The organism is Roseovarius sp. MS2 (genome assembly GCF_051447875.1).
GTDB classification, from domain to species: Bacteria; Pseudomonadota; Alphaproteobacteria; order Rhodobacterales; family Rhodobacteraceae; genus Roseovarius; species Roseovarius mucosus_A.
In genome coordinates this window covers 2,214,534-2,228,175 of the sequence record NZ_JBKHVF010000001.1, presented here as the reverse complement: position 1 = coordinate 2,228,175, position 13,642 = coordinate 2,214,534, and the positions used below count along the sequence as shown (strand labels likewise).

The window sequence follows — 13,642 nt, the reverse complement described above, 5'->3', positions numbered from 1 at the left end:
CAGAGCTGAAAATCGTCCTGAGTCAGATCGTGGCGTCCCCGTATCGAAATGCTGAAATCAGGCCCGTTATCTCCTTCGATGTTGCCCTGAATTACGGTCACATCACCATTCGCACCGGTCTCGTGGGTCACGAGAATCTGACCGCCGCCCGAGAAGGCCTCAGAGACGAGTGTGAAGGTGCCCTTGCCAGGCCCAGAACCGTTCGCGTCGATCTGAGAAAGGTCGATCTTGTCGCCGGGTTCAAAGGAGCTGATCGTATCACCATCGGCATCCGAGGCTGACAGAAAGCGATAGACATCATTGCCCACGCCGCCGTCCATCTCGTTTTGCGCACTGCCTGCGGTGATGGTATCGTTCCCTGCCCCCCGATGAAGCTCTCGATACTCCACAACACGTCGTTCCCAGATTGGGCACTTGACGCATATCCTCTTCCACCGGAGCCGCTTCCAAGATCGACACTGGTATCTGCTGTGATCTGCGACATGTCGAGCGTATCGGAACCTGATCCACCCGTTACGTCATCGCCGTAATAAACGTCGTCACCGTCATTCATTGTCGCCACGAACAGATCAGAACCGGCCCCCCCTACGACGAAGTCATTGCCAGCCCCGCCCTCGATGAAATCGTCACCGCCTTCACCGAAGAGCCTGTCATTGCCGCCATCGCCAAAGATCATGTCCCGTCCGCTGCCCGCCAGAACATTGTCGTCACCGTCGCCAGCAAAGATCATGTCACGTCCAGCCAGGGCCAGGATATTGTCCCCTTCGGCACCGCCAAAGAGCGCGTCGGCAGCCGCCGTTCCAATCACATTGCCTGACGCTGCGAGCGGCGGGGTGACGTTGCTGTCATTGTCTTCAGGCTCGTCGTCGTCCTCGTCGCCTTCGGTGTCGTTGTCACCGGCAGTATCGTCTTGGTCGTCACTGGCGGTATCCTCATCGCCATCGGCAGTGTCGTCGTCACCGTCTGTGGCGTTGTCCTCATCGCCACCGGCAGTGTCATCGTCACCGTCTGTGGCGTTGTCATCATCGCCACCGGCAGTGTCGTCGTCATCGTCTGTGGCGTTATCATCATCGTCGTCGATACCGTTGGCATCGAAGAGGTTGTTGTCGATATCCGTAAGGCTGGTGTTTCGTGCGACAATGCTGGCAAAGGTCGTGTCCTCTCCGAACTCCTGATAGAAGTCGAAGTTGTCAAACCGGTCGATGTAGTAGAACCGGTCGCCCTCTTGCAGGCGGTCGAGCTGTTCGTGGAGCACGACCCAGAAAGTCTGACCAACCATACCTCCATTGACGTGCTTTTCAGCAAGTCCGCCGGTCCAAAGATCGACCCTGTCGATACCCTTGACGATCTTGGCGCCGTTCGCACCGTCTTCGAGCACGACGTCCGGGTTCACCGCGACAAAAGCAGCAATCTGAGCCGGCGTTTCCAGAACCAGATCTGGATAGGCCTCCATCAGCCGTGCCATATCTTCGTCACTCACATCATTGCGCGCCTGGAAATCCGCCCAGCTGCTGTAAGGTGACAGATCGCCCGCCATGTCCACAGCTTGGGAAACATAGGGGTCAGTCGAAGCCGCAAGCTGAGTGCGAACTTGGTTCATCGTCCCAAGTCCAACATCCCAGCCACGGGCGACGTTGAAAGAGAAGAGATCGGCATTGATCCGAACAAGATCCGACCGGATCGCCTCCACGATCCTGAGATCGACCTCTTCCGCCGCTTGCACCGCCGTGCCGCCGATAATGGCTGCAACGCCGTATTGTGCGTAGCCAGGAGCGGGAACGTAACCTTGTGGTAGTGGGCCATTGAAAACTGACGGATCATTGCTCGGGTTGAGGAAGGCGTCGTACAGGGGCACCTGAATAAGTTCTCCATTTGGCCCCTGAACCTGTAGGTTCTCTCCAACCAGCGAGTGACCAAAGCGATAGGCTGCGGCCGCGAACTCGTGACTGATCCGAGCGTCCACATCGGGATTGTAGCCATCCCAGCCGTGATCTTCTCTGTCACCGTCTGCATTGCGCAAACCGCCAAGAAGCTTGTCCGCGAACTCTTGGAACACAACGCGCTGATAATCGCTCTCGTTGAGCATCTTGGCAGCCTGGAAAATCTCCTCGTCGCTTCCCTCAAATCCCTGCGCGAGCAGATTCTCGACGTGGAAGTTATGGTTCCGCGCCCAGACTGTGTGCACCGATGTCAGCGCGAAGTTCTCGTTCGCGCGGCCATCGCCCGCCATCCGGTGGTCAAGCAGGTCGATGAACGGATTGGCGTCGAGCAGTAGAGGTTGCCCGGAGCCAAGGAAATCCGAAGCGAGCGCCTGCACCATGTCCGGGTCAATCTCCCCGGTGATCTCATCGACCAGATCCGGGAAAACGTCCTGAAGTCTTGCCGCGCCACCAGGCAACCCTGGATCCTCAAAGTATGTTTCCGCCTCCCAATGGTGCAGGATCAGATCGCGCAACGTTGGCAAGAGCGTGAATGCCGGATCCGAAGGATCGGCCTCGCCCCCCAAAAGCCGCATGCCAAACCCATGTGCCCCATCACTTTCGCGCAGGAACTGGCCAACAAGCTCATGGCTGCCATAGGCTTGGTTTTGGTCGACGAAGGGCGACGTCATATTGGTGTGTTGCGGCACGCCGTCTTCGTCATAACCCGCGACTTCTGCGCGCGTCAGGTCAGCCGGATTGTCAGATGTCTGGCTGCGTTCCGCACCTGGCCCCCCGATTTCAATCGTACCGAAGGCGGGGTTCTTGGCGATGAAGTCGAGCCCGTGGTCGAAGTACTGACCGAAGGCCATGAAAAGCGCACTCGCATTCATTGCATTTGGGGCCGTCGTATCATCATGCGGGCCGAGAATGTTAGAGATTGCACGCGGATCGAGACCATCAAAGATTGGGTTGATCTGCCGGTTCCCATTTTCATCCGCATCACCGTAACGTGCCTCGGTCAACCGGATGAAAGGTTCACCCGCCGCCCCATACGCTGGATTGGCCTCATTGTTGCCCTCACCACTCAGCGTTCTGACGCCGGTAGCTTCTTCGGTGTCATCGTCGCCGTCAAAGGCCAACTCGCCGTTGACGAGGTTCTTCAAACCTTCCAGATCGCGGGCGCTCAGCGAGAATGACCCATCGGCGACGTCATCGTCTGACGTTGTACCACCCCCAATACCGGGCAATCCGCTCGATCCGTCAAAGGTGACACTCGATCCACCCCGGCTTACCGTGACCATGCCGTCTTCGTTGACAGTCACGACCGGATCGCCGATCCCGGGCAGTTCGATCACGTCTTGTGGACGCAGCGTGCCAATGATCGTGTCGTTGCCACCCTCGCCTCGGAACACGATCCGGTGTGCCGATGTCAGTGCAGATATATCGATAGTGTCGTCGGCGGCTGTGCCATTGACGGTGATCGTGCTGAAGTTAAGGCTCGTTGGAACAAAGTTTCCAACAATCGCGACCGTGTCTCCGCCGACAACGCCGCCGTTTGGCACGCCGTTGCCGTCATTTGCGGACACGGCGAGGGTGTCGATAGCGATCTCTTCGATGTTGTCCAACTCGGCGACCACCGTGGTCGTCGTGCCGACAGTGCGGGTGATCACGATCTCGGTCGATGCGAGGAAAGACGTCCCGAGGCTGGCAGCAAGGCCAGCGTTCTGGCCACCTGACATGGCATAGACAGTGAAGGTTTCAGCCTCGGCATTGCCTTGAACGCGGAAGGTGTCGTTGCCAGTTCCGCCATCCACCACATCGCGCCCATCGGTCGATGCCTGAATGATGGTGTCAGTGCCACCGCCAGCAATGATGATGTCGTCATCCGCGCCGCCGTTGAGAACATCAGCGCCGCCGCCGCCGTCCAACTGGTCAAAACCTGCTCCACCGTTCAAGACGTCATTACCAGCCTGTCCGTTCAGGATATCGTCGCCACCGTTGCCGTTGAGTGTGTCGTTTCCGCCGACTCCGAAGAACGGGCTGACACCGGTCAGCAAATCATTGCCAGCGCTACCGTTGAGGGAGTTGTTTGAAAATGTTGTTCCATTCAGCGTGACCCCGGTATTCTCGGCCACCGCAAGGGTCGGCTCGGAATACACGGTCTCGAGCGTGCCGACTCCGTCAGTAAAGCTTACCTCGACTCGAAGTTGACGACCGATCTCGCTGATGTCGCCCAAAAGCTGCTGAATGAAGTTTGGGTCATTCGGCGTGAACGTCGCATCAGTCGCACCGGGAATGTCGGTCCAGACCGCACCATCAAGAAACTGCCACTGAAAGCTGAAGGCCCCAAGACCATTCACGTCGGCGATGCCGCTCGTATCCACCGTCAGAAGTTGGCCCTCGACTGGCGAGACTTGGCCGTCTGTCGGGGTCGGATCGTTGATGACAGGCATGCCTGTCGCCGGCCGGGGAAGCGCAAAGTCTCCATCCGCAAAGCGCAACAGCTCTATGTTGTGCAGCGTGTCGATTCCGTCGTCGATCAGGATGGCAGGATTGGTGCCAAACCCGGTATGTTCCACCTGAAAGACATCGTTGCCAAGGTCGGTGATCGTGTACTGGTCCCGGTTATCGCTGAACACGGCGATGTCGATGTCATCCTCTTGTCCACCGTCGAGAATTTCGCGCACGATGTTCATCTGGGCCGGCACGATGGTGCGCGAAACCAGCAGTTCGAAAAGGCTTTGTCCTACCCAGGCAGGGTCCACCCCATCCTCTTCGGTAAAGATATGCCGAAGCGTATCAACCGTCGCAATTTCGTTCGCTGCGGTATTCTCGTCGGTCGGATCGCCAGTGATACGAATGCGCACATTTAGCCAGCGGTCGCCGTCGATGATATCGTCGCCACCATTGCCGGTGATCAGATCAGAGCCACCACCACCCATGATGATGTTACCATTTTCCCAGAACTCTTCGCCGTTCAAGAGCGTGACAAGATCCGAAAGGCCGTCAATCCGGTCAATGCCTGCCTGATCAAGCCCATCGTTAAAGAGTTCAGCTTCTGCTCCCTCTCCGGTTCCGGGCGCAACGCGGTCGTCACCGATCAGCGTGTCGTTCATCTGCCACCCTGACAACCCTTCGACCTTGTCAAAGCGATTGCGCAGGATGTCCTCCTCGTCGGTGGTGAAAATCTTGATACGCATATCGGCATATGCGTCGATTGCCACGCCCTTGTACGAGACCCAGTCAAACCCGAACATGCCCTCGTTGCGCATCACGCTCTCGCCTTGGACCATGATGTCGTCACCGGATTCGGCGTCGAAATCATGCTCGTCAGATCCCGCGAACATCACGTCATGGCCGATAATCTTACTATTGAAGAACAGCTCGGAGTTATCACCGGCTGTCGTGTCAAAGCCGCCATCGGCTTCCATCCAGTCGTCACCTTCGTTGCCCAACAGGAAGTCAGCGCCGGCTCCACCCATGATAAAATCGTCGCCTGATCCCCCGAACACCTCTGACGAGTCGACCCCGAGGAAGATGACATCCTTGCCTGTGCCGCCCATGAGAACGTCAAGCCCGTTCGCAGAGGCCATAACGTCGTCGCCACCTTCCCCCTTGAGGAAGTCACCTTCATCCCCAGAGTCGAGGATGATGTCATTGCCCCCACCGCCGTTCACAAGGTCAACGCCAAACCCTGACTCGATGAAATCGTCGCCGTCATCCCCCCAGATGCCGTCGTCACCGTCAGAGGTGATGATCGTGTCATTCCCGTTGGTGCCGCCCACCGCGAGATGCTCTCCGCCGGTGACGCGAATGTAGTTGGTTTCGACTTCGCTCGTTGTGGGATCATCCCGCACGACCTTGCCCATGCCAAGACCTTCAAGCACCGGATCGTTCCCCACGGGATCGTCAATCAACTGGTTGGCCTGATTGACTTCGAGAACAAAGTCATAGCGCGCAAAGGAATCCACACCAATATGGTGGCGCACAACGTCGTCTTCGGTTCCGCGGATCCCGTCTGCGCCCGGATCAGCCAAGCTGGTGTTGGCCAGAAGCATCTTCGAGAACGAGTTCTCTTCGAGTTCGTTGAGGAAGTTCTGCCCTTGGGTTCGCGTAAGATAATAGAACCTGTCTCCGTCCTGAAGCGCCTCCATCTGCGCCTCGAAAATAGCGGTGAACGTCGATCCAAGCATGCCGCCGAACGGCATGATCCTTTCGGCCAGACCACCGACCCAGAGATCAATCGTATTCAGGCCATTGGTGTCAGACGTCCACCCATTGCGCCCAAGCAGGAAGTCAAAGCGATCGGCATCTGACACGCCTCCCCCGCCAAACACGAGATCAAACGCGGCATCACGTTTCTCTTCAAGCGTGTTTGCCGCGAGGATTGTCGAATGGGTTCCATAGGCTGCGAGCAGGTTCACAATCGTCATTGGAGTCTTCAGGTTGGCCGCCAACTCGACCCAGTTTTCATAGGGTTTCAGCCAAACAGAATTGGTCTGCTGAAAAAGCTCTGCCCGCGCATCGTTGAATGAGGGAATACCGGTGTCGCGGCCTCTCGCGATGTTGATCGCAGCCAGGTCAAGCGGCAGACCGAGCAGATTGCTGCGCAGCGCGGGGACAATGAATTCGTCAATCTGACTGCCCTGTTCCGTCGTCATGCCAAGGATCACGGCGGCTGCCGCCGCATCCGCGCTCATCGCGCCATCGTTGTCATAGGCAACCGGATTGAGGAAGGCCGCGATCAGGCCCATGTTGTCAGTAGTGACCTCGCCGGTCAGCTCGTTCACCAAGACACGCGGCATGTTCTCGGTCAGCATTGAATGTCCGAACCGATACACAACGTTGGCAAATTCGGCAAAGATGGACGGATTGATGTCTGTGACCGCGTTGAAGACGAAGGGATCAATATTCGGGTGGATCTTGCGCCCGAACTCTTCGAAGACAAGATGCTGATACTGCATTTCGGTCGCGAAGCGCCCTGCTTGGAACAGGCGTTCGCCATCCCAGGTCAACGCAGTGGGATCGGTTGGAATTGGGTCGCCTGCCGCGAGATCGACAAGAAGCCATTCGTTGATAAAATCAATATCGCCCGACTCCAGAATGGTTTTCTTTTGGGCCACAACCTGACGGTTGTGCTCGGAGTGGAAGACGTGGTGGACCGCGGTCAGGCCGATATTCTCGTTACCTCGGCCATCACCGGTGACGAAATGGCGGTCAAGCAGTTCATTGTCATAGGTTCCGGCTGTGCTGACACTATCGGAGAGACCTACCGCAGTGTCGTCATCTGCAGTTTTGAGCATACCGCTTTGCGAGTCGAACGGATTTGCGGCATGTGCGATATCATCCAAGAACGCATGCCCGATGCGGATCGCGCCTGCCGTGAATGTGTTTACGGGGGCTGCCAAGTTGCCTTCGACCACATCATCGTCAGCAGTATTCGGAATGCCATCCGCGCCAATACCCACCACGATCTGAGGCAGGCCGTTGGGACCGCGAATGAATTCGCCATAGTCATCGGTCCGCAAAAGTGGGATGTTCAGGACATCGCCATCGGTCAGCTCAATCCCGAGAAGATCGCGCGCCTGCGCCTTAACTTCCGCCCAAGTCGGAATTCCGCCATTTGCGCCATCCAAAAGCTTGCCAGTTGAGACCGGGTTGCCATCGGTATCAAATGCATACTCGCGCAGGAATACCTGGTGCGAGGCGTGCGACGTGTAGGTCTGGTTCTGATCAACAAAGGGCGTGGTGGTGTTCTGCCCCTCATGCTGCGTGTCATCTGCTGTACCCAGCACCCCATCCGCACCGGGCCCGTCAACGGGCGTCGACCGGGTGAGCGCCATAAAGCGCAGATGGTTCGGAAGATCGTCAGCAGTTCCAGCAATGCCGTCCGCCCCGAGAACGAGCGGATCGTCCGCTTGTAGCGGAATAAAGACCGTTCCATTGTCGCCCTTGGTAATAAGATCGAGGCCATGGTCGAAGAACTGGCCGAAGAAAGTCATCCAGGCATTGAACGGGGCCGAGATGCCGTCATCAGGCGCAATATTGGGAATCGTTGCAAGGTCGATGTTGTCGATCTCGATCTCGTTGCCGTTCGAGGTCGACAGCGCAACATTGTCCACGAGCACTTGCGAGCCGCCGGTTTGCTGAATCTCGACACGCAGCGTCTGGCCCGCAAGACCCGCAGAGATCGGACCTGAATTAAGCGTCAGATCGGCCCACTGCCCATCTGCGGGTTCTGGCAGGGTAACAGAGGAAATGACCGTGGTCACGCCGCCAGCGCCTACGGCAACAAGGCGGGCGGTGCCGCCGGACCAAACCTGATCGGTGCGATCTCCGACACTCAGGCTCAGTTGATAGCTCGCACCCTCGGTCAGAGTGCCGCTGTCCTGAGACAGTGTGGCACCACCGGTCAGCCACGCAACGTTTGGACCCGGATGACCAGCGGTTGAACTTACGCTGTCCACTGGTGCAAATAGACCGCCTGATCCTCCTGTAATCGTCCAATCACTGGGCGCAGTCGTGGTGAAATTGCCCAGCGGGTTCGACGTAACCCCGGGTGCGCCATCAAGGAGCGGTTGATCCTCGAAACTTGTGTTCAAGAGTTCCAAGGCCTCGGGGCCTTCGCCGGGACGAATTGGAATTGCATCTTCGCCATAGCGTTCGTGGAACGCCGCCAGTGCGGCGTCATTCGCAAACCATGCCTCAACCACGGCCGGGTTCGCCGTACTCTGATCTACAACGAGGTTAGAGATGATCCGCGGATCGGCATCGGCGACGTTGCCGGTATGTCCTCCATTGGTGCCCGACGGTGTGCCGATCACGCCATAGTCCGTGTTGGTGACAAGCGGCCCGCCAGGCGCACCAAGCGGCATCTCGTCGCCATCCTGATCGTTGAGGAAGGTTTGGCTGAGAAGCCGCGGCATAGGAGTATCCGCTGCGCCCCATGTTTCGCGTCCTTCAATCAGATTGTTGTATCTGCCGTCGACCGTGCGCAGACCGTTGGGCACAAGGGCCTCTGGAATAGCAAGAACAGCGCCCGGTGTCCCTTCTGGTACGACATTGCCGTCAGCGTCGACATAGATTTCGGTAAGCGGCGTTCCGCTCGCATGCGCTTCGCTGATCTTGACCTGCCGAAGAAAGAACTCGAGGTCCGCGATATTCAGTTTGACAGCCATGACACATCTCCCCATGTGGCCCGCCGCAGTGTTTGCGCGAGCAGATTTTGTTTTATCTCAATGCCTTGGAGCCAGGTTCTGAACCTGGAAAACAGAAATACGAAAATGACATAAATAGCCCCAAGTATCCTGATTAGGGTCTCATCGTTGTCGAATTATCACCACGGGCAGAGGTCTCTCGCTTCGCCAGCACGAAAGCCCGCAGGATGACTGGGACCAAGGCTCAAGAAATTTTCAGACCAAAGACCCTATTAAACTGGGCTCAAAGTCCATTGAATGGTCAGCGGCGTGTAGCGTAGGAATTGGTTAACTATAGATTAATCATTGGTAATCGCCTGAAGCGCGCATAGGCGTACTTGAATGAATTTTTTACTATTCGGCGCTGCGTGCCACCAAGTGGCCCCGAACATCCCCAGAAGTCATTATGCCCAAAAACAAGAAACAAACGCCGAATCATTCCAGAGAATCATCGAACGCCATCCTGGGCTGGTTCCATGTGGCACCCAGCCCTCTGGCAGCGATTTTCACCGTGATCGTTATCGGTGTCATGTGTGCGCTCGGGGCCTTCATCATATTCGAATACCGCTCGCTACAGGTTCAATCGCATGGTCGGGTTGGAAGCGCCTATATTGACAACTTGCTCGCGCCGCTGGCGTTGAGCCATTTTGAGAGCCTCGGCAATTCAGACCGTGGTTCCGATCAGGCTTTCAGCTACGTTGCTGAGAAGAATCCAAATCTGGTAATGCGAGTCTGGGCACTTGACGGCGCACTTCTGTACTCGACACTTAAAGACGATACCGCTGATCATCACGAGGCGGAGACTCTTCAGGTGGCGATTCAGGGCCAATTCATCGTGAAACTGGAGATGTCCGGCGAAGTTGATCCTGAGTTTCCACTCGCCTACCCGTATTTCGAAGTGTACGCACCGATCCACGATCCAGTAAACGGCTCGTTGATCGCGGTCGGCGAAGTCTATCTAGACGCGTCCGAGCTCTTGCGTGACCGGACATTCGTAGAACGGACAACTTGGGCTGCCGTGATCCTCGCGGCCCTGAGCATGCTGGCAATGCTGGCTCTGACCTTCAGCCAAAGCTCGCGGTTGGAAGCGCTGTTGGACGCCGAGCGCAGAATGGTCAAACATAATGATCGGTTGCGTCGCGCCGCCAACCGCGCGCGATTTGACGCCGCAAAGGCCAACGAACAGGTTCTCAATGTCGTCGGTGCCGAGTTGCATGACGGTCCTATCCAGTTGCTCAGTCTGGTTTTCCTGATGCAGGGCAGGACTACTCAGGCCGACCTGCCCGATGGCACGTCGATAAGCGGGCTGATCAATCAGGTGATGACGGAATTGCGGTCTATTTCAGCTGGGTTAATCCTGCCCGAGCTCGAGAATCTGGATGCCAAGGGTGTGGTTACGCTGGCCGTCGAGCGCCATATAGCCCTGATGTTTGGCGACGTAGAGACAGAGATCGTAGAGCCTCTGGCCAAACTGGATCTTCCCCGCAAGATTTGTCTCTACCGCGTGCTGTGCGAGGGGCTTAGTAATGCCGTCCGGCATGGCGAAGGCCGAATTCCTCTGGTCAAGGTTTGTCAGCGTGGCTCGATCCTGGACATCACGATCTATGGTGGCAAATCGCAGGGCGCAAAATCTACCGCTTCAGTCACGCCTTGGCATTTGGGGTTGCAAGGTATGCGACGTCGGCTCGACGCATTCGAAGGTAGTATTGACCTCGATATCGCAAAGGATTCATCCACGCTCCATGTCACATTGCCAATACAATCGCCGGACGACACATCTTAAAGCGTTTCAGTCGCTTCAGATGCACCACCACGCTCAAGCGCTATGACCTACAGCAGATTTGATCCAGAAGTGCCAATAATTCCGTCCGAAATCAACCTCAGAGACTGTCAGTTCATTTTGGATGTGCCCGTAAGGGCCCCACTGCTTGCAAGCTCTTGCGCGGCAAGCACGACTTCAACCCGGTTGCGGACATCAAGCTTTTGAATCAGCACGGACATATAATGTTTAACCGTCTTCTCTTGCAGCGACAGCCCATCGGCGATCTCGCGGTTTGTCGACCCCCTGAGCAGTAAGCGAAGGACATCTTCCTCTCGCTTGCTGAACCGGACCCGCTCCATGGTGCGATAGCGGGCCTGTTGTCTCAGCCCGGCAACGACATTCGCAGAGACGCTTGGCGATAGGTAGGTATCCCCCATATGAACCTGTCGGACGGCATCGGCCAACTCTTCGAGCGTGCTGCCCTTCAAAACATATCCGAGAACGCCCGCCTCCAACGCGGAGATTGCTGTGTCCTTGTTGCTTGATGCTGTGAAGGCCACCATTTTTGTGTGAGAGTGTTCCGTCGCAACCTTTGCAATCGCTTCAATTATTACACCGGGCATGTTCAAGTCGATTACGATGATGTCAGGCTTGACTGATCTCGCAATCTTGACAATGTCCTGCGCTGTCTTGCCAGAGGCAACAACAGTAAAGCCCTCAAGGGCCGAAAAAAGTTGACACACTCCGGTCAAGAAAACCGGATGATCATCCGCAAATGCCACAGAAATATCTGGCATAATTATACCCCAGCTCCCCCGAACTTTCCCCAGAAATACGCAACTTCGAAATTCAACATAAATTTACAAAGAATGTTCTGATTGTATCACGCAATCGTGATTGTGGCAATCCAGCCCTTAGAACGTGTGGATCGGGTCCTATTCAGTCTCTCAGTCTGGCGCGTTCAGTGACGCAAACCGGACCTCTGCGCTGGCCCCTAAGACCAAGCCATGAACTGGGATAAGCTGGGGTGCCCTACGTCTACTTGGTAGAAGCAAGGAAAGAATGTGAAGCAGGAAACGTCGTTTTCCGCGTCACATGGAACGCGCTCGATATCTCCCTCGTCACAGGTAGACCAAACGTAAAACATCTCGCCGGGCGATTTGACCCGGCGAGTGAATGAGCATGAGAACGGTAAGCGGTGGGGATCACGCGACGCGTGCTTGGACCGCCACACGATTACAGAATGAAATCAGACGCATCGAGATCGACAAGCCTGACATCATCGATCCGCAAGATGTCCCCTCCACCAAAATTCAGGAGAGTGTCGCCGTTGCGCTGGCTCGCAAGATCAAGAACCGCATCAAATCCGGCAAGCCCATATGCGCTGAGGTCGATAATGTCCGTGCCCGCGGCGAAATCGGCAATCTTGTCGAGACTGCCGTCACGGGAGAACACAAAAACATCACTGCCGAGGCCACCGTCATAGGTATCACGCCCCTCGCCACCCTCTAAAGTATCGTTCCCACGACCGCCGAACAGCCGATCGTTGCCGTTGCCGCCTTCGAGCGTGTCATCTCCACCGCCCCCCTTAAGGCGGTCCTTGCCATCGCCACCACGCAAAAGGTCATTTCCGGCATCGCCCCGCAGGATGTCATCGCCAATGCCCCCGTAGACCGTATCATTGCCGCCATCGCCGCGCGCATTATCGTCGCCATCGCCCCCCTGCACGAGATCGTCCCCGAGATCCCCGCGCAAAGTGTCATCGCCACTCCCACCAAAGACCGTGTCATCCCCACGATCCCCGCGAATGCGGTCATCGCCCGAGCCACCGTCGACCAAGTCATTGCCTGCGCGCGCCCGGATATCGTCATCGCCGCCAAAGCCGCTGATATGCTCTGCCTTTGAGCGACCGTGCATGCGCTCTGCGGCATTCGTGCCATTGAGAGCGATATCGGGAGGGGTGCCAGTTCCAGTGCTCACATCACCCGAGCCTTGGTCTGGCGTGCCATCGTCATTGCCCGGCGTGGTCACGCCCGCATCACCCGAGCCTTGATCCGGTGTGCCGTCGTCATTGCCCGATGCAGGTGTTCCGCCATTGGCAAGGTTGTTCAAACGTTGAGTGTCCGACGATGTCGCAACGCGCTCGATTATGGTTTTGTTCGCGGCGTTCTTGCGCTCGTAGATCCCACTGGAAATTTCTTCCTTCGTACCGTGATCATAGGTAACTTCAATTGACGTGCCGAGCACTTCAACGCGGGTCACGACAGCGGAAGTGGCAGAGTTGGCCGCTTCGAAATCTGTGGCCAACGTGGTCAATCGGGCGATATCGGCAGCCGTCGCGCGGCGCTGCTGAACTGTATCGCCAACCGAATTCTTGCGCTCGTAAATCCCCGCCTCAATTTCTTCACGTGAGCCGTCAGCATATTCGATCTTTGTAGTGCCTGGCCTCAGTTCAATCGCAAAGATGTCCACTTGGAATACTCCTGTTTTCCAACATGCACCTAACCTACTGAGCCGCAGCCTCTCTTGAACCGCCCAAGGGTCTGGCAATTCGTCAGACCTTCGTCTGAGGGGGCAAAAAAATACCCCCGGCATAAAAACCGGGGGCTACGGCGGCAGGGTCTGGGGAGCCAAGACCGCCGTTACCATGTACCTTGGGGACGCTCGGGGATCGTTAAATCTGTGTGATGCAGAATAGAGATCGCAGAGCAGGTGGCTGGCAGGAAAGGTCGTTTTTTTTCTCGGTATCCGAGTTTCGGATA

4 protein-coding genes are annotated in these 13,642 nt (G+C 56.7%); 1 reads left to right on the top strand and 3 read right to left on the bottom strand.

Going from position 1 to position 13,642, the window contains the following annotated elements:
• Positions 1–127 precede the first annotated feature (127 nt).
• On the bottom strand, positions 128–9,100 hold the full coding sequence (locus ACLGGT_RS10850; RefSeq protein WP_437196073.1) for a peroxidase family protein: 8,973 nt from the start codon (positions 9,098–9,100) through the stop codon (positions 128–130).
• Between the two features lie 424 nt (positions 9,101–9,524).
• Here ACLGGT_RS10850 and ACLGGT_RS10845 point away from each other — a divergent pair, with 424 nt between their 5' ends.
• Positions 9,525–10,901 (top strand): sensor histidine kinase, encoded by a 1,377-nt coding sequence (locus tag ACLGGT_RS10845; RefSeq protein WP_437196071.1) that lies wholly within the window; start codon positions 9,525–9,527, stop codon positions 10,899–10,901.
• A 107-nt stretch (positions 10,902–11,008) separates the two neighbouring features.
• Here the strand turns inward: ACLGGT_RS10845 and ACLGGT_RS10840 are convergent, their stop codons facing one another.
• Both ACLGGT_RS10840 and ACLGGT_RS10835 read right to left on the bottom strand, forming a co-directional pair.
• A complete protein-coding gene (locus tag ACLGGT_RS10840) occupies positions 11,009–11,677 on the bottom strand; it encodes a response regulator (RefSeq protein ID WP_081507737.1) in 669 nt (222 codons plus the stop codon).
• A 439-nt stretch (positions 11,678–12,116) separates the two neighbouring features.
• A complete protein-coding gene (locus tag ACLGGT_RS10835; protein WP_437196069.1) occupies positions 12,117–13,352 on the bottom strand; it encodes a calcium-binding protein in 1,236 nt (411 codons plus the stop codon).
• Positions 13,353–13,642 lie beyond the last annotated feature (290 nt).

What these genes read in the sequence shown, in the direction of transcription:
- ACLGGT_RS10850 (WP_437196073.1), bottom strand. Translation starts at nt 9,100, where the DNA reads ATGGCTGTCAAACTGAATATCGCGGACCTCGAGTTCTTTCTTCGGCAG.
- ACLGGT_RS10845 (WP_437196071.1), top strand. Translation starts at nt 9,525, where the DNA reads ATGCCCAAAAACAAGAAACAAACGCCGAATCATTCCAGAGAATCATCG.
- ACLGGT_RS10840 (WP_081507737.1), bottom strand. Translation starts at nt 11,677, where the DNA reads ATGCCAGATATTTCTGTGGCATTTGCGGATGATCATCCGGTTTTCTTG.